This is a genomic window from Bradyrhizobium sp. (assembly GCF_035935975.1).
GTDB lineage: Bacteria > Pseudomonadota > Alphaproteobacteria > Rhizobiales > Xanthobacteraceae > Bradyrhizobium.
Genome location: NZ_DASYWN010000057.1, coordinates 1 through 17,238 on the forward strand (window position 1 = coordinate 1; position 17,238 = coordinate 17,238).

14 protein-coding genes are annotated in these 17,238 nt (G+C 64.1%); 5 read left to right on the forward strand and 9 right to left on the reverse strand.

The genetic code is table 11. From position 1 onward, the window contains the following. Positions 1 to 398 precede the first annotated feature (398 nt). Genes ubiV through ubiT form a run of 3 tightly spaced genes read right to left on the reverse strand, consistent with a single transcriptional unit; the run spans position 399 to position 2,870 of the window. Positions 399 to 1,322, reverse strand: a complete 924-nt coding sequence (gene ubiV / locus VGR99_RS36105) for a ubiquinone anaerobic biosynthesis protein UbiV (protein ID WP_326904721.1) — start codon at positions 1,320 to 1,322, stop codon at positions 399 to 401. A gap of 25 nt (positions 1,323 to 1,347) precedes the next feature. Next, positions 1,348 to 2,325, reverse strand: coding sequence for a ubiquinone anaerobic biosynthesis protein UbiU (gene ubiU, locus VGR99_RS36110; RefSeq protein WP_326904953.1), 978 nt, complete (start codon positions 2,323 to 2,325; stop codon positions 1,348 to 1,350). Then, the gene (gene ubiT, locus VGR99_RS36115; protein ID WP_326904722.1) at positions 2,325 to 2,870 is read right to left on the reverse strand and encodes a ubiquinone anaerobic biosynthesis accessory factor UbiT; all 546 of its coding nucleotides are present in this window, start codon (positions 2,868 to 2,870) and stop codon (positions 2,325 to 2,327) included. The genes ubiU and ubiT overlap by 1 nt, the downstream gene beginning before the upstream one ends. A 101-nt stretch (positions 2,871 to 2,971) precedes the next feature. On the opposite strand from ubiT, the gene VGR99_RS36120 reads away from it, so the two are divergent. Next, positions 2,972 to 4,501, forward strand: a complete 1,530-nt coding sequence (locus VGR99_RS36120) for a UbiD family decarboxylase (RefSeq protein WP_326904723.1) — start codon at positions 2,972 to 2,974, stop codon at positions 4,499 to 4,501. After that, positions 4,498 to 5,094, forward strand: a complete 597-nt coding sequence (locus tag VGR99_RS36125) for a UbiX family flavin prenyltransferase (RefSeq protein ID WP_326904724.1) — start codon at positions 4,498 to 4,500, stop codon at positions 5,092 to 5,094. Before VGR99_RS36120 ends, VGR99_RS36125 begins: the two co-directional genes overlap by 4 nt. A 12-nt stretch (positions 5,095 to 5,106) precedes the next feature. On the opposite strand, the gene VGR99_RS36130 is transcribed toward VGR99_RS36125, so the two are convergent. Beyond that, complete coding sequence (locus tag VGR99_RS36130) at positions 5,107 to 5,616, reverse strand: DUF2478 domain-containing protein (RefSeq protein ID WP_326904725.1); 510 nt, start codon at positions 5,614 to 5,616, stop codon at positions 5,107 to 5,109. Between the two features lie 190 nt (positions 5,617 to 5,806). Here VGR99_RS36130 and VGR99_RS36135 point away from each other — a divergent pair, with 190 nt between their 5' ends. From VGR99_RS36135 to VGR99_RS36145, 3 genes are all read left to right on the forward strand, one after another. Then, positions 5,807 to 5,986, forward strand: coding sequence for a hypothetical protein (locus VGR99_RS36135; RefSeq protein WP_326904726.1), 180 nt, complete (start codon positions 5,807 to 5,809; stop codon positions 5,984 to 5,986). A 245-nt stretch (positions 5,987 to 6,231) separates the two neighbouring features. Next, a complete protein-coding gene (locus VGR99_RS36140) occupies positions 6,232 to 9,183 on the forward strand; it encodes a tetratricopeptide repeat protein (RefSeq protein WP_326904727.1) in 2,952 nt (983 codons plus the stop codon). Between the two features lie 336 nt (positions 9,184 to 9,519). Then, entirely contained in the window at positions 9,520 to 11,133 is a 1,614-nt protein-coding gene (locus tag VGR99_RS36145; RefSeq protein WP_326904728.1) for a glycosyl hydrolase family 17 protein, read from the forward strand. Between the two features lie 133 nt (positions 11,134 to 11,266). Here the strand turns inward: VGR99_RS36145 and VGR99_RS36150 are convergent, their stop codons facing one another. The 5 genes from VGR99_RS36150 to VGR99_RS36170 all read right to left on the reverse strand — a co-directional run bounded on the left by VGR99_RS36150 (position 11,267) and on the right by VGR99_RS36170 (position 17,155). After that, positions 11,267 to 12,841 (reverse strand): GMC family oxidoreductase, encoded by a 1,575-nt coding sequence (locus VGR99_RS36150; protein WP_326904729.1) that lies wholly within the window; start codon positions 12,839 to 12,841, stop codon positions 11,267 to 11,269. A gap of 40 nt (positions 12,842 to 12,881) precedes the next feature. Continuing rightward, positions 12,882 to 13,739 (reverse strand): carbohydrate ABC transporter permease, encoded by an 858-nt coding sequence (locus tag VGR99_RS36155; protein ID WP_326904730.1) that lies wholly within the window; start codon positions 13,737 to 13,739, stop codon positions 12,882 to 12,884. After that, the gene (locus VGR99_RS36160) at positions 13,736 to 14,623 is read right to left on the reverse strand and encodes a sugar ABC transporter permease (protein ID WP_326904731.1); all 888 of its coding nucleotides are present in this window, start codon (positions 14,621 to 14,623) and stop codon (positions 13,736 to 13,738) included. Before VGR99_RS36160 ends, VGR99_RS36155 begins: the two co-directional genes overlap by 4 nt. 63 nt (positions 14,624 to 14,686) lie before the next feature. Next, positions 14,687 to 16,015, reverse strand: a complete 1,329-nt coding sequence (locus tag VGR99_RS36165; protein ID WP_326904732.1) for an extracellular solute-binding protein — start codon at positions 16,013 to 16,015, stop codon at positions 14,687 to 14,689. A gap of 105 nt (positions 16,016 to 16,120) precedes the next feature. After that, positions 16,121 to 17,155 (reverse strand): LacI family DNA-binding transcriptional regulator, encoded by a 1,035-nt coding sequence (locus tag VGR99_RS36170; protein ID WP_326904733.1) that lies wholly within the window; start codon positions 17,153 to 17,155, stop codon positions 16,121 to 16,123. Positions 17,156 to 17,238 lie beyond the last annotated feature (83 nt).

Here is a 17,238-nt window from a genome sequence, read left to right on the forward strand (position 1 = left end):
ACCTTCGTAACCCTCCTGCAGGGCATAAAGGTTGCTCTATCGACCTCTTGGCGAATATTCCAGCCCCAGATCGCAATCGCCCGGTTCGCTACGGCCTAGGACAGCCAACAAACCAATTCTTGCTCAGCCTCGTCGGGCAAAGCAAAGTCCCGTAGCCCGGATGAGCGACTTGTCCGACGTAGCTCGAAGAGCGAAGGCGGAAGCGACATCCGGGGTCTTGCCACAAGCAACAGCGGCCCCGGGTGTCGCTTCGCTCACCCGATCACGCGCTCGGACGGGAACCGAACGATACGGATGGTTCTTGAAGACCAGCCGTCGGCCGACTGCGCCGACTTCACGGAACGGTTGTCACGCCATCCGGCGCTCGGCCACGCGATCCACGTCTAGGCTTTATCCGTTCAGGGCGCCTGCGGCGCCGAGCCTTGCGCGTCGCCTGATCGGCGATAGACGTGACCCGGCTCGGCCCACAAGAACCCATTCGAGAAGGCCACGCCGGGATAGGCCGCGGCAAGGCGGCGGTTGCCGCCATCAAAATCGTCGCGACCGTCGAGCACGTCGCGAAAGATCCTGGTGACGGCGACCATATCGCAATCCTGCGGCGACAGGCGCAGCGAGCCGACCTGGCTCTCGCGCAATATATCAGCCTCTCCCAGCAAATTGGCGCAGGTGTGAGACAGGGTTTGCACGCCGTTGATGGTCAGGAAGTCCTGCTGCTCCAGCGTGTTCACGAGCAGGCCATCCGGGTCCTTCTCGCAGACGAAGCGGCAATTGTCCTTGGCGAGCTTGTGAAGGCGCGCATGATAGCAGCGGGCGGAGATCGCCAGCGGCACCCTGCCGAACGCGAACACCTCAATCGTGACGTCGGGAATCGCTCTCGCGATTGCCGCCACCGAGGACAGCGGCAACTCCGGCGGCAGGCAGATGCGCGTCGCCCCGCGCGCGGCGTGAAACGCAGCGCTGGCCTCGTTGTAGATGTTGACGAACGGCCCGATCGCGTGTGGGCGGCCGGTCAGCGCCCTGAGACAGGTCAGATCATTCACCTCGATCGATACGCCTTCGGCCGCGGCAAGCTCCTCGGTCTGGCGGCGCTCGCGCCGCTGCGAGACCAGGATCAGCGACCCCAGCAGAACCTGCTTGCCCGCCTTTTGCAACCGTTCGACCACGGCCGGGATGTGGTCTGCGAAGAACGGCGAGCGTTTCGAGCAGACGATCTCGCCGACGGAGACGACATCGACCGGCGCCTCGTCGGCGATCCGGAAATAGAAGTCGCGCCAGCGTTCCGGCGCCCAATTGTAGAGAACTGGACCGAGGCTGAGTTGCATCGCTGGATCTCGCTTGTTCGACGGGTTAGCGCCACGTCTTGCGATAGGCGCCGAGCGTGGAGGCCTGCCCTTCGGTGAACGGCTTCAGGCTCGCAATGTCCGCCTCGCTCCCGCTCTCGAGCGCGGCGAGCGCATGGCGGAAATGGCGCACCACGCTTTCGACATAGGCGCGGCCGCGCTGGCGGCCCTCGATCTTGAGCGCGGTCACGCCGGCATCGCGCAAGCCCTTCAGCAGCGTCGTGGCATCGAGGCTGACGGGATCCTCGAAAATGTAGCCGGCGCCCTGCGCGGTCGAGAAGCGCCCCTTGCACAGCGTCGGATAGCCCGTAGGCTCGCGTGGCCCGAACCGGTTGATGGTGAAGCCGCCCAGCCTGGAGTTCGTCCCCTGCCCGGTCTGCTCGTAGGCCACATGACTTGGCGGCGAGCAGACGCCCTGCATGTTCGGCGATTTGCCGGTGGCATAGGACGACAGCGAGCAGCGTCCCTCGGCCATCACGCAGAGGCCACCGAACACGAAGACCTCGGTCTCGTAAGCCGACTCCCGGGTGATCTCGGCGATCTCCGGCACGCTCAGGACGCGGGGCAGCACGACGCGCCGCGCGCCGAACGTCTCGGCATAGAAGGCGATGGCATCCGGGTTCGCGGCCGCCGCCTGCACCGAGACATGCAAACGCTGGTTCGGATGGCGCCTCGCCGCATAATCCATCAATCCGACATCGGCGAGGATCAGCGCATCGGCACCGGCCCCCGCCGCATCGTCCACCGCGCGCTCCCAGATGTCGACGGCGGAGGCGCGTGGAAAGGTATTGATGGCGACCAGGACCTTTGCACCGCGGCTATGCGCAAGGGCGATCCCCTTGCGCAGCTCGTCGCGGCTGAAATTCAGCCCCGGAAAATTGCGCGCGTTGGTTTCGTCGTTGAAGCCGCAATAGATGGCGTCGGCGCCGGCATCGATGGCGCTCCTCAGCGCAGCCGGCGTCCCGGCGGGACAGATCAGCTCCATCATCTCGATTCCTCGCCCTGACGCGGCGTGCCGATCACGCGACCACGCGCGACCTCGAAGGCACGCCGCGCCGGCGCCCCCAGCGGGCCAAACAGCGATGACAGCTCCGCGGCCAGATCGAGCTCGGCGTCGTCGATCGCATTGCGCAGCGCAAGCACCGCCTCGACATCACCCTCGACGACGAGCTCCCGCGAAAACAGTAACGCATCGCCATCGACCCTGCCTTCGAGCAGGGCCATGAGATTGGCGAGCGAGGCCGAGATCCGCGCATCCAGACCGCGCGGCAACTCGCGCACGACGGACAGGCGCGGCGGCATGGCCTCGACCACGAAGGCAAACGGCAGGTCGGTCGGCTTGATGCCGAACCGCGCCCGGGCGTGATCGCCGAGCCGGTCGAAGAGTGCAGGATTGCGCCGATGGATCCGCTGCAGGACGCCGGCGAGAACGAGCTGCAACGGCAGCAGAGGCAGGGGACGCATGGCAAGCGCGACGAGCGGCGGGATCGTCGGCAACGGGCCGGGCGGTGCGGCGATGGGATCATTCATGGGCCGACATCTGGACGGATTGCGCGCCGTTGTATTTGAGCCGGAACAATGAAGGCCGAGATCAACATCGCTAGCTCTGACTTTTTGAGGAGCTGGTTCAGTTGCAACGTGATGTGCCGCGCTTTCGCGACCTGCCCGACTTTCTGCGCTTCATCGAAAGCCGCGGGCAATTGCGACGTATTCGCGAGAAGATCTCCGTCGTCCACGAGATCACGGAAGTCCACCGGCGCGTGCTCGCCGCGGACGGACCGGCATTATTGTTCGAGCAGCCCGTTAGGGCGGACGGCCGTCCATCGGAGATGCCGCTCCTTACCAATCTGTTCGGCACGGTCGAACGGATCGCATGGGGAATGGGCATCGTGCCAGATCGTCTCGAGCAGCTTGGGACGCTGATGGCCGAATTGCGCGCGCCGCGGCCGCCGCATGGCATCAGGGATGCATGGGACAAGATCTCGCTTGCGCGCGCCGCGCTTTCGACACGTCCACGCACACGCGCGGCGGCGCCGGTGCAGGACTGCGTCGTCATGGGACCGGACATCGATCTCGAAAGACTGCCGGCGCAGATTTGCTGGCCCGGCGAGCCGGCACCGCTGATCACCTGGCCGCTCGTCGTCACCATGCCGCCTGAAACCGCGGCGGCCGACCAGGAGGAGAATGTCGGCGTCTACCGCATGCAGGTGCTCGGCCGCGACCGCGCCATCATCCGCTGGCTCGCGCATCGCGGCGGCGCCCGCCATCACCAGCAATGGAAGGCGATCGGACGTGACATGCCCGTCGCGGTCGTCATCGGGGCCGATCCCGCCACGATCCTTGCCGCAGTTCTGCCGCTGCCCGAAACGCTGTCCGAGCTGCGCTTTGCCGGCATCCTGCGCGGCGAACGGCCCGACCTCACACCATGCCTCACCGTCTCGCTGGCCGTTCCGGCCGCGGCCGAAATCGTCATCGAGGGCTTCGTCTCCGCGAACGAAACCGCGCCTGAGGGACCCTATGGCGATCACACGGGGTATTACAATTCCGTCGAAGAGTTCCCGGTGATGCGCGTGACGGCGATCACCAGCCGGCGACAGCCGCTTTATCTCTCGACGTTCACGGGCCGGGCGCCGGACGAACCGTCGCGGATCGGCGAGGCGCTCAACCGCCTGTTCGTGCCGCTGATCCGGCAGCAATTCCCGGAGGTGACCGACTGCTGGCTGCCGCCGGAGGCCTGCTCCTACCGGATCGCGATCGCTGCGATCAAAAAGCGCTATCCCGGCCAGGCGCGGCGGCTGATGCTCGGCCTGTGGTCGATGCTGCCGCAGTTCAGCTACACAAAACTCCTGATCGTGGTCGACGACGACATCGACATCCGCGACTGGCGTGCCGTGATGTGGGCGGTCGCGACGCGCAGCGATGCCTCGCGCGATCTGGTGACGCTGTCAGACACGCCGATCGACTATCTCGACTTTGCCTCGCCGAAATCCGGCCTCGGCGGCAAGCTCGGCATCGACGCCACGACGAAGATTCCGCCGGAGACGGATCGGGACTGGGGTGTTCCCCTGGCCATGGATCCTGCCGTGGTCGCGCGCGTCGATGCGATGTGGTCAAGTCTCGGACTCTCCGGCATGCCGGCACGCGCGCCGGTGCTCACATGACCGAGCGGCAAGGCATCATCGTCGGCGTCAGCGGCGCATCGGGTGCTGCGATCGGCGCGCGCATCGTCGAGCTGCTGGCCGACAATTCCGACTATGCGGTGCACCTCGTGGTCTCGCCGGCGGCCGAGCGGACGCTGCAGGAAGAGATCGGCGATGGCGCGCTCGCGCGGCTTCGCGCCCTCGCCTTCCGCCACCATCCTCATTCGGACATCGGCGCCTCCATCGCCAGCGGCTCCTATTCGGTCGCGGGCATGATCGTCGCTCCGTGCTCGATCCGAACGCTCTCGGCCATCGCCTGGGGACAGCTCGACAATCTCCTGGTCCGTGCGGCCGACGTGCAGCTCAAGGAGCGCCGCAGGCTGGTGTTGCTGGTCCGCGAGAGCCCGCTGCATCTCGGCCATTTGCGGGCGATGGTGCAGGCGACCGAGATCGGCGCGATCATCGCCCCGCCGATGCCGGCCTTCTATCTGAGGCCGCAATCGCTGTCCGAGGTGATCGACCAGATCGCCGCCCGGGCGATCAACCTGCTCGGCCTGCCAAGCCTTCGCGCACCGGCAGCCGCCTGGCCCGACACGAGCGTCGAAGGCGCGTAGAGAGCGAAGTCCTTAACTCAGGCTGGCTGCAAAACGCTCGATCTCGCCGATCTCCTCGGACAATTCGACGGAGAGCGTGCCGGCAAAATCCCGCCAGGCCTGCAAATTCGCCTTCGGCACGCCGATGACCACCGTAATCTCACGATCCATCGCGCTGGCGATCAGGTCGAGCAGTCCGCCGCCGGAGCACTCGGCCTTGCCGAATTTGTTGAGGACCAGCAGGTCCGGCCTGTTGTCCATGTTTCCCTCGATGCGGGCCGCGGCTTCGGTCAAGGCCGCCTCATCCAGCCTGCAGCCCGCGGCGCCCGCGCCGCGATCCTCGAAGATCGAGGTGCAGCGACCGGTGCCGAGATCTTCCAGCAGCACATCGCATCGCCGGTCGGGAGCCTCCGACACGCGGCGCTGGAGCACGCCGGCCAGCGACAGCCCAAGGCTGCGGCATCGCGCCACGAGGGCGGCAAAGGCCGCATCGGGATAGGCGTTGTCAGTGTAAACGATCGCGGCAAGCGATGGTGCAGTCATGGGAATTCACCTCGGTCCAAGTCACTTCGGCAGAGCCGATTGTGGCCGCGACGACGATAAGAGGTTGCAGCCACGACCTCTTTGTCGAGGCACAAACCCCGGCGCCTTTCGCGATGGTCTTTGCGCCGGCGCAAGGATCGCTGCGTGACAGCGACCGATGAATGGCTGCTACAGGAATCGGGAGGGCGGATTGCGAAAATTGCGAAGGCTGCGCTGGCGGAGCCGCAAGATCGCCAGGATCGAACGGAGGCTGTTCGAGACCGTCATCGTTGGTCTATTGCGCGAGCTGACCGTCGAGATCGAGCCTGGCCGTCTGATCGACCCGGCCGGAGCCGCTGCCGAGCGCGTGCCCGACAAACCAGCGAACTGACCGATTCGTCGCCACAAGCCTTTGGCACGCGAGAAGCCTTTGGCACGCAAGAAGCCTTGGGCACGCGAGAAGCCTTGCGCACAGCATCCGCGAGGACGCCGCGCCAGCTTCGCGCCAGCCTCACGCCATAAACAATCTCGACGGGACGCTGCGGTCGCGCTCGGTGAACTCCGTTGGCATAGCGGACGCCCCTTCCCGTGACCGAGAACCGGCTAGTATTTTTATAGTCATCTTCTGGTCAGCTTATGAATCGCCAAGAGCGCCCGGCCGCGGTCAAGCCATCTCAAACGGTCGTACCTCAACGTCTGCCGCAACATTTCGAGGCGTTGAGACAGGGCCAGTCGCTGTTCAATGTCGGCCGGTATGCCGAGGCGCTGGAATGCTTCAACCTGTTCGAGAGGCATAATCCGGATATCGCACCGCTCTATCAAACGCGCGGCCTTTGCTTCCAACGGCTGGGCCGGTTTGCGGAAGCGCAGGCCGACTTCGAGAGGTCCATTGCGCTGAGCCCGGGCGAGGCGGAGACGCACAAGAACCTCGGCACGCTTCATTCGCGATTGGGGCGGATGGAGCAGGCCTTCGCGAGCATCGACCGCGCGCTCAAGCTACGTCCGAATTTTCCCGCGGCGCTCAACGAGAAGGCGCGGGCGCTGTGGAGCCTGCAATTGCTGGATGAGGCCCTCGCGGCCTTTCACCAATCGCTGGCGCTCGACCCGCACAATGCGCACACGATCTGGAACCTCGCACTGCTTCAGATGCTGACCGGCGATTTCGAGCGGGGCTTGCCCGGGCGCGAAGCCCGCTGGAAGGCATCTCTCGGCCTCATCGAGCGCGGCTTTTCCGCGCCGCTCTGGCTTGGTGACGAACCGATCGAAGGCAAGACCATATTGCTTCATGCCGAGGAGGGGTTGGGCGACTCGATCCAGTTTGCGCGCTACGCACCCCTCGTGGCCGCGCTTGGGGCTCACGTCATCCTGGAGGTGCAGGCACCGATCCAGCAATTGCTCGGCGGCATCACCGGCGTCGCAAATTGCATCGGCCGATCGTCGACGCCGTCGCTGGCGTTCGACCTGCACTGCCCGCTCGGAAGCCTGCCGCTGGCGCTCGGGACGCGGCTCGATACGATCCCGTTCGCGGATCAGTATCTCCCCGCGCCCCCGGAGGCCCGCGTGAAAGCGTGGGACGACCGGCTTGGCCCTCACGATCGTCTTCGCGTCGGCCTGACCTGGTCGGGCAATCCGGACCACAACAACGATCACAACCGATCGATGGCGCTGCGCACGCTCGCACCGCTGCTCGATTGCGACGTCCAGTTCATCAGCCTGCAGAAAGGCGCGCGGGACCAGGACCGGGCTTTCCTCGGCGAACACCCCGATATCGTCGACCTGACCGAACATCTCACGGATTTCAGCGAAACAGCGGCGCTGGTGTCCTGTCTCGATCTGGTGATCTCGGTCGACACCAGCGTCGTTCATTTGGCCGGCGCGCTGGGCGTCCCGGTCTGGACGATGTTGCCTTTCAACCCGGATTGGCGCTGGCTGGTCAACCGCGACGACAGCCCATGGTATTCGTCCATGAGGTTGTTCAGGCAGCCGAAGCGAGACGACTGGGCGAGCGTGGTGGATCGTGTTCGCCTCGAACTCGGGCAGTTGGTTTCAGCATGGCGGTCGGGAACACCGCAACACCGGAGCAAGGCGGCGATACCACAGGATGCGGCCGCCTCTCATTGCCTCGGCAATCTGCTCTGGCAGCGCGGGCGCATGGACGAGGCTGTGCGGCATTTCCAGCGGGCGCTGCGGTTGCATCCGCAATACCTCAAGGCGGCGACCAACTGCGGAAGACTGTTGTTCAATCTCGGCCGGTATGCGGAAGCCCTCGACTGCCTGGACGTGGCCGCGAAACTGGATCCGAATTCCGCCCCCCTGTATCAAATGCGCGGCGCTTGCCTCCAGGAGGCGAACCGGTTCGAGGAAGCGGCGGCCGACTACGGGAAGTCCATTGCACTGGACCCCGGCCAGGCGGAAACGCACAACAATTTTGGCTTGCTTCATTCGCGACTTGGCCAAGCCGAGCAAGCACTTGCGCGTTTCGATCGGGCGCTTGAACTTCGTCCGGATTTTTATGTAGCGCTCAACAACAAGGCATTGGCATTGTTGAATCTGCAATTGCTGGATGAAGCCTCCGCGACCTTTCACAGATCGCTGGAGGTCAACCCGGGCAATGCGCCGGCGACGTTCAACCTGGCGACGCTTCAGCTGGTGACCGGAGACCTCGAGCGAGGTTGGCCTGGGCGCGAAGCGCGCTGGAAACTTCCTGTCGGCTTGCCCGATCGCGGCTTTTCCCAGCCACTCTGGCTCGGTGACCAGCCGATCGAGGGCAAAACCATATTGCTTCACTCTGAAGAGGGGATGGGCGACGCAATCCAGTTTGCGCGCTATGCGCCCATGGCGGCCGCACGCGGAGCGCGAGTCATCCTGGAGGTCCAGCCTCCGATCCAGCAGCTCTTGGGTGGTGTCGCCGGAGTCGCTGCGTGTATCGACCAATCCTCTTCAACGTCGCTGGCGTTCGACCTGCACTGTCCTCTTGGAACTCTGCCACTCGCGTTCGGGACACGGCTCGATACCATCCCGCTCGCGGAAGGCTACCTTCCTGCGCTTCCGACGGCGCGCGTGAAAGCCTGGGAAGACCGGCTTGGCCCCCGCAATCGCTTCCGCGTCGGTGTTGTCTGGTCGGGGAATCCGGGTCACAAGAACGATCACAATCGATCGATGGCGCTGCGCACGCTTGCTCCCGTCCTGGATTGCGATGTTCAGCTCGTCAGCTTGCAAAAGGACGTCCGGGATCAGGACCGTGCCTTCCTCGGCGGACACCCCGATATCGTCGACGTGACGGCACATGTCGCGGATTTCAGCGACACGGCCGCGCTGATGTCCTGTCTCGACCTGGTGATCTCGGTCGACACCAGCGTCGTTCATCTTGCCGGCGCGCTCGGCGTTCCGGTCTGGACGATGTTGCCGTTCAACCCGGATTGGCGCTGGCTGCTCAATCGCGACGACAGCCCTTGGTATCGATCGATGCGGCTATTCAGGCAAAACGCCTCGCGCGACTGGTCTGACGTCATCGCGCAGGTGTGCGCCGAGCTGCACAAGGTCGTTGCGGGCTGGAGCCCGGCGAAAAGGACGGTCGGCGCGGACTAGGGCGTGCACTCATAAATCCGCGATGTCCGCTTATCCCTCAACAGCGGCCATAGCACGAGGTCCGAGAAGGGCCAACAGGCGACGTTCGTTAGCCGGCACGGCGACCGTCAGGGAAAGGCCACTCTGGTGTCGGTCCCCGAAGGCCATCTCCGGAGATGGCGAAGTTTATTTCTGCCCGCCCTGAGGTAGTCTCAAGGCCATCGTTGGATACTGGCTCGCCTCTTGCGGCGCGGACGATCTGGGGGCAGCTTTCACGGGTCAAGCAGGTACCGGCGGACGATGATTTCTGTTGTTGTCCGGTCACAACAGCATGCCGGTTGACCGACGATCTTTACGTTGGAGGGTCGAACTATTTCGCTTCGCACGCCTCTGGCGCTTCTCATCATATCCCTGGGTGCGATCGCCGCGGTGTGGTGGTGGCTGGCCATACCGATCAACCTGGCGCGCGCACCGATCGATCCGGATGCCAAACTGCAATGCATATCCTACGCGCCCTTCCGCAACAACCAAACGTCAGAGTCGCCGACACCAGTGCCGCGAGACCAGATCGCGGAAGATCTCGCCCAGCTTGCCAAAATAACCGACTGTATCCGTACCTATGCGACTGATCTTGGTCTCGATCAGATCCCCGAACTCGCGTCCAACGTGGGGCTGAAAGTCATTCAGGGAATTTGGCTCGATAGGGACCGGCAGAAGAACGCGACGCAGACATCCACGGGCATACGCCTTGCCCGGCAATATCCGGAAACCATCATCGCACTCGTAGTCGGCAATGAGGTTCTGTTGCACCGGAAGATGACGCCTTCCGACCTTGCTGCCTTAATCCGCTCGGTCAAGGCACAGGTGCCGGTCCCGGTTACCTATTCCGACGTCTGGGAGTACTGGCTGCGCTATCGGGAACTCGATGACGCCGTCGATTTCGTCACCGTTCATATCCTGCCATATTGGGAAAATGTCCCGGTCCCGGCGAAATCTGCCGCTGCTCACGTCGACGCCGTCCGGAAGCAGGTGGCGTCAGCGTTTCCGGGCAAGGAAATCCTGATCGGAGAGACAGGTTGGCCGAGCCAAGGGCGGATGCGCGATTCGGCGCTACCGTCGCGTACCAATCAGGCGCGGGTGATCTCGGAGATCCTCGATCTTGCCCGGCGCGAGAATTTCCGCGTCAACCTGTTCGAGGCGTATGATGAATTGTGGAAGCATGAGTTCGAGGGCACCGTCGGCGGATCGTGGGGCTTATTCGATTCCGCGCAGCGCACGCTGAAATATCCGCCCGGCATCCCCGTCAGCAATTATCCGCTCTGGAAACTGCAAATGAGCAGCGGAATGGCGCTGGCGATCCTGGTGTTCGGAGTTGCGTGGCTGACCTCGCGCCGGAAGCCCTCGCAGCCAAGGCTCGTCTCATGGTTTGCGGTCGGAATATCGGCAACCACCGCCGGGGTCCTGTTTGGGGTGGCCGCTCAAAAGATGTTCTATGAAAGCTACGACGCGGGCGGCTGGCTTCTGGGGGGCGCACTTCTGGTGGCGGCAACTGCCTCGCCGCTGTTCGGTGCCAACGCCCTGATGTCCGGGCGCGCACCGCCCACCTTTCTGGAGTTGCTGGGTCCGGAGGACTACCGGACCCCATCGGGGCTGGCGATCATGCACGGATTGATCTTGATCGTAACCATCGTGATCGGCACGCAGACCGCGCTGGCCCTTGTGTTTGACCCGCGCGAAAAGGATTTTCCTTTTGCGGCCCTCACTATGGCGGCGGTCCCTTTTGCGGCTATGACTCAGCTCAATCGCCCCAAGAAAGGAATCCGCCCCATGGCGGAAGCGATATTTGCCGGCGTATTCCTGGTGGCGGCCATCTATGCGGCGCTGAACGAAGGGCCGGACAATTGGCAGTCGCTGTGGACTTGTGCTGCCTATATGCTGCTTGCGGTTACGCTGTGGCGGGCGCGCGCTTGAGAAAACCTGGTCGGCCGACTTTCGTTTTGGGTCAAAATCGGAAATGCTCTGATTGAGCAGAAAATTTCTGCTTAGGCCCCAAAGGCTGACGTCTTCGCGTTTATGAGTACACGCCCTAGGCGCCTGCCCGCCATTACCTCTTATCGGCCCTCTTCAACCGATCCGCCATGCGCTCGGCGATGGCGACCGTGGTCAAATGGGTGTTGGCGCGCGGCACTTCCGGCATGATCGAGGCATCGATCACGCGCAATCCCGTGCATCCGATCACCCGGCATTCGGGATCGACGACCGAGCGCGTATCGTCCAGCGCGCCCATCCTGCAGGTTCCGCTCGCGTGCTGCGCGTCGCTGCACTCGGCGAACAGCCAGTCGTCGAGCTCTGCGTCGCTGAAGGGCTCGTCCATGGAGCGTCCGCTGGCGCCATAGTCGACGCGGTCAGCAATCTCTTTCACTGCAGGCCGCAAACAGATTTCGCGCAGGCGGCGGACGCCGTCGCGCATGCGCGCGAGATCGCTGGGGTCGGACAGCATCCGCTCCTCGACTTCAGGATCGACCCCGGGGTCGATCGAGACGATGCGGACGTGCCCCTGGCTGAAAGCCTGGTAGACGGAAACGGCGATGCGTCCCAGCGCGACTTCCACCATCGATTGCTGGGATCGGGCAAGATTTCCGGCGATCATGATCATGTCGTTCTCGCCGGCGCCCGCGAGGCCGGACGAGTAGCGCAGGCAGCAATTGGTGTGCCGGTGCATCAGCGTGCTGACCTGGCTGCCGTCGCGCAGATGCAGCAATGCATTGACGATGGGATGATCGAGCAGATTCTCGCCGACCGGCAAGTCGGCGCGGACGGCAATGCCGAGCTTCTCCAGCAGGGCGGCAGGCCCGATGCCGGAGCGCTGCAAAATGGCCGGCGAATGGATGGCGCCTGCGCAGAGGATGACGTCGCGCGTTGCGCGCGGTGTGTAGGACCGGCCATTCACGCGGACGTGGACGCCATTGGCGTGCAGCCGGTTGCCTTCGAAAGTGATGGTGTCGACCAGCGCATGACCGACGATGGCGAGATTGGCGCGATCGCGCACCGGCTCCAGATAGCCGTCATTGGTGGAGATGCGTAAGCCCGCCTCGCTGTTGATGGCGTAGGGCGAGACGCCGGTGCCCACAGGCGCGTTGTGATCCTCGCACCAGCCATAACCGAGGCCGAGCGCCGAGGCGCGCAGCGCGCGGTCGACATTGCCCCAATCCGGAATCGGCGCGCGATACACCGGGATCGGGCCGCGATCGCCGTGATAGGGCGCGTCGGGGAAATTCTTGTCCGTCTCCAGCTTGCAGAAATAGGGCAGAAGCTCGTTCCACGACCAGCCCGTGCAGCCCGCGGCCGCCCAGCGGTCGATGTCTTCAGGGACGGCGCGGATCGCGATCTGGCCATTGATGGTCGAACTGCCGCCCATGGCGCGGCCGCGCCAGAGCAGCAGCGGCTGCTGCCGCTCGGTGCGTCGCGCCAACAATTTCGGCCAGCGGAAATCGTCGTCACCGATCGCGCGCATCGGATTGGGGATGCGGATATGTTCCGGTGTGGTCGCGGTGCGCAGATCCTGCCCGGCCTCGAGCAGCAGCACACGATGCGACGGATCTTCGCTGAGACGGGCGGCCAGCGTCGCTCCGGCGGAGCCTCCGCCGATGATGATCGTGTCGTATTCCTGTTCAATCACGTCCTGCGCGCTCCTTCGGCCGCCCCGTGGGACGCGGCGATCATTCCTTCAAACCTGTTCCAGCGACGCCACGTACGAAATTCCGGCGCATCAGCGAGAAGAACAGCGCACTGGGCACGAGGGCGACCGCGGCGGCCGCGCTGAGATGACCGATGTCCACGGTGAAGCCGGTCTGGAACAGCGCGAGCCCGACTTCGAGCGTATACGTATCCTTGTTGGTCGTCACGACGAGCGGCCATGCGAACGCGGTCCAGGCCTGGAAGAACGCCAGCACGCCCAGCGCTCCCAACGGCCCCCGCATCAGCGGCAGCACGATCCGCAGAAAGATCCAGCCCTCGCCTGCCCCATCCACGCGCGCGGCCTCCAGGAGCTCGTCGGGGATCGATGTCGTCACATATTGCCGCACCAGGAAGATGCCGAAGCTCATGACGAGGTAGCCGACCAGCAGCCCGGGCAGCGTGTTCAACATCCCCGCGGCCTGAACGTTCAGATAGAGCGGGATCATGTAGACTTCGAACGGCACGACCGATGTCGCGATGATGACACCGAAGACGGCGGGGAACCAGGGCAGATCGAACTTGCCGAGCACGTAACCGGCGATTGCCGAGGTGCAGACGATGCTGGCCGTCGAAATCCCGGCAAAGATCAGCGTATTGCCGATCCAGTGCAGCAGCGGTGTCTCGTGCAGCACACCGAGAATGTTCTCCAGCGTCGGCTGGTTCGGAATGATGGTCGGCGGCCAGGCCAGCAATTCGGGCGGCGTCTTGAATGCATTGCTGATCAGGAAGACCAGCGGCAGCAGCATCGTCAGCCCGACAACGGAGAGAACGACGTCGGTCGCAAGGCCGGCCGGCGTGTTGCGATCGATATCGTTGGACGGATGATCTGGATCGCTCACGCGCGGCTCCGATCCCGAAACAGCCTGAACTGCGCGCCCGTCAGAACAAGCACGATCACGAGAAGCACCACGGCTTCGGCCGCGGCATAGCCGACCCGGTAGTTTCGAAAGCTGTTTTCGAGCATGTCGAGCACGAGCACGCGAACCAGATGTCCCGGCGCGCCTTGCACGTCCGATGCCAGGACGAAGGCCTGCGCATAGATATTGTACGACGAGATCAGCGTGATCACCGACACGTACAGCATGACAGGCTTCAACAGCGGTATCGCCACGTAGCGGAAGGCCTGGAACGAGGACGCGCCGTCGAGGCGCGCCGCCTCATAAAGCGCCTCCGGAACGTTCTTCAGGCCGACGAGGAAGATCAGGACGGCGTAGCCGATCGCCTGCCAGGAGCACAGGACGATCAGACACACCACCGACAGGACGGGATCGAACAGCCAGGACTGCGCCGGGATTCCGAACCATCCAATGAACGCATTGAGCGGCCCGAGCCGCGCATCAAAAATCCATTTCCAGGCCATCGCCGCCGGCACCAGCGACACCACGTGGGGCAGGAAGATCGAGGTCTCATAGAAGCCGCTGCGCCGCAGCCCCTGCCGGCTGTTGATCAGCGCGGCGAGCGCGAGCCCGACGGGAATGGTGATCAGCAGGACACCGAAGGCGACGACAGTGGTGTTGAAGATCGCCTCGAGAAACAGCGGATCGCTCATCAGCTCGACAAAGTTGTCGAGCCCGACGAACGGCTTGCGCCGCGAGATGATGTTCCACTTGAACAGGCTGAGACGCAGCGTCTCCGCGATCGGGTAGATGCGCAGGCAAGCATAGAGGCCGAGAACCGGGAGCAGCGCCAGAACCGGAAACAGCCATTTCGGCTTGGAACGCATGAAGTCTCCCGGAGGGCGCCGGCTAGTGCTGCAATTGTGTCGTCGTGACCATTGATTGCGAGCTTACTTGGCCAGCAGATCTTCCCGGGCGAGGATCTTGTCGCTTTCCTCGGCCGCAGATTTCAGGAAGGCGTCGATGGCGGCATCGTTTCCTGCGAGCGACTTATCCGTGTATGCCTTCTCGAGACGGGCAGCGAGCCGGGTGAGGATTTCGCTGGCCGGGCTGATCGCGGGAACGGTGAAGAAGACGTGGTCGGCGGGGGTGTTCACGAACGCGCCGAGCTGCGGGATCTTGGCGAGGACCGCGGAGTAGTCGAGGCCCTTGCGATTGGGCACCCACGCCGTGTTCTCGAGCAGCCACAGCAGGTTCTCCGGCTCGTTCGCCTTCTGGACGAAATCCCAGGCGATCTGGCTCTTCGGCCCCTTGTTGGGAACGTAGAGGTCCACCGGGACCATCAGCGTTCCCTTCGGCAACGGCGCCGTCGCATATTTCAGGTTGGGCGCCTTCTTGGCGACGTCGCCGATCACCCAGGATTCGCGGATGAACATCGCGGTCTGGCCGAGCTCGAAGGCCTCGGCGTCCGCCTTCATCTCGGGCAACACCGTCCGGTAGGTCACGACATTGTCGAGATATTGCTTGAGCGCGTTGCGGCCGGCCTCGTTGGCATAGGCCGCGCGCCACTTCCCGCCCTTCTCCTCCAGCAGCGTGCCGCCGAAATTATAGAGGATGGTCCAGTATTTCTCGGCGATGCCTGAGCCGCCGCCGCTGAGACGCAGGCTCCAGCCGCTGACCGTCGGCGCGCCGGACGCGTCACGCTGAACGAGCTTCTGCGCATAGGCCGTGTATTCGGCCATCGTCTTCGGCGGCGAAGTGAGACCAGCCTTGGCAAACATCTCGGTGTTGTAGAACAGCGCGCCCTGCCCCTGGAACAACGGCACGCCGTAGATCTTGCCCTCGTACATGGCGGTCTTCACGCGCGTCATGTCGTAATTGGCCTTGACGAAATTCACGATCGAGGCCGGCGGCTCCGGAATGAGGCCCGCCTCCAGATATCGCGCCGCCTCGACCTCCATCTCGATGACGTCTCCGGCCGCGCCGGATGGAAGCGACAGCGCCAGCCGCTTCTCGTGCTCGCGCAAGGCGATGGCTTCGACGCTGACATCGAGATCGGGATACTTCGCCTTCAACTGGTCGCCGACGCGCTTGTAGAATGGGGCGAGATCAGGCCAGCCGCTCCAGATGGTCAGCTTCTCCGCGGATGCGGGCGAGGCCAGCATCGGCAGGGCGGCAGCCAGCACCAGCAAACGCGCAGCCGACAACCATGAGCGGCGCTTCTTCTGGGGAGAGGTTGGATATCCAAACGTGCCGACCGATGTCGCGATGAAGGCCATGTCCCCGCTCCCAGAACTACACAAATCCCGACCAAAGGCTGTCATGCAACCGGTTGCGTGTCAATTGCGATCCGTTGCCGCTTTCCAAGGCGATTGACCAAATCGTCAGCGGCTTTTCCGTTTGGCGGGAGCCGGACCGGTGCTCGCGCGAACGACGAGATGAGAGTTCAGCTTGTGACGGATCTCGCCCGATGCGCCGTCATTCATCTGGCTGAGCAGCAGTCCAACCGCGACGTCGCCGGCATCGGCGCAGCGCGCCGACACCGTGGTGAGCGGCGGATACGTGGTCTCGCCGAGCACATCGTCGCAGCCGACCACGCTGAACGATCTGGGCACGTCGACGTCGAGGGCCGCAAGCCCCGCCAGCAGACCCTGGGCAACGAGGTCGTCGAACGCGATCGCGGCGGTCACCCCGCTGGCGACGATCGGGGCAGCGGCGAGACGGCCGGTGTCGTAGGACGGCGGACGTGCCGGAATGGCGATCACCTTGATCCCGCGTTTTGCCGCCTCTTTCCGGACCGCGTTGCGCCGCTGCTGGTTGGACCATGAGGTCGTGGGGCCGCTGACATAGGCGATGTGCCGATGCCCGAGTTCAGCAAGATGTGCGATCGCGGCTGCAACGCCGGGCGCCGTATCGATCAGGACCCGTGTAATTCCTTCGATATCGCGATTGATCAGCACCAGCGGCCGGCGCGCTGCATAGGTCCGGATCTGCGCTTCGTCGAGACGGGACGAGGCGAGCACGAGCCCCTCCACCTGGCCGATGAAGCGGCCGAGCAGCAATTCCTCTCGGGCGGGATCCTCGTCCGAATTGCCGAGAAAGACGCACAGCCCCGCTTTGTCCGCATGAAGCTGTGCGGCCCTGATCAGCGGCGGAAAGAACGGGTTCGCGACGTCGGAGACGATGAGCCCGACATTGCCGTGCCGTCCGGTCGAGAGCGCGCGCGCGACCTGGTTCGGCACATAGCCGAGCTTGTCGGCGACCGCCTTGACGCGCCGGACGGTCTCCTCGCTCAGCATTCCCGGTCGCGTGAAGGCGCGCGAGACGGTCGCGCGCGAGACCCCGGAGAGCTTCGCGACCTGGCTGATGGTCGGCGCGACCTCTGGGCGCTGCTCCCTGCCGTCGGGATCGCATTTCACCGGGGGCGTCTCCTGTGCGGGATCTCAAGACTACACATGCCCTAAATCATCGCTCGCGCGCAAGCTTGACATGCAACCGATTG

Coding starts and splice junctions, on each gene's coding strand:
- ubiV (WP_326904721.1), bottom strand. CDS start 1,322: ATGCAACTCAGCCTCGGTCCAGTTCTCTACAATTGGGCGCCGGAACGC.
- ubiU (WP_326904953.1), bottom strand. CDS start 2,325: ATGGAGCTGATCTGTCCCGCCGGGACGCCGGCTGCGCTGAGGAGCGCC.
- ubiT (WP_326904722.1), bottom strand. CDS start 2,870: ATGAATGATCCCATCGCCGCACCGCCCGGCCCGTTGCCGACGATCCCG.
- VGR99_RS36125 (WP_326904724.1), top strand. CDS start 4,498: ATGACCGAGCGGCAAGGCATCATCGTCGGCGTCAGCGGCGCATCGGGT.
- VGR99_RS36130 (WP_326904725.1), bottom strand. CDS start 5,616: ATGACTGCACCATCGCTTGCCGCGATCGTTTACACTGACAACGCCTAT.
- VGR99_RS36140 (WP_326904727.1), top strand. CDS start 6,232: ATGAATCGCCAAGAGCGCCCGGCCGCGGTCAAGCCATCTCAAACGGTC.
- VGR99_RS36160 (WP_326904731.1), bottom strand. CDS start 14,623: ATGCGTTCCAAGCCGAAATGGCTGTTTCCGGTTCTGGCGCTGCTCCCG.
- VGR99_RS36165 (WP_326904732.1), bottom strand. CDS start 16,015: ATGGCCTTCATCGCGACATCGGTCGGCACGTTTGGATATCCAACCTCT.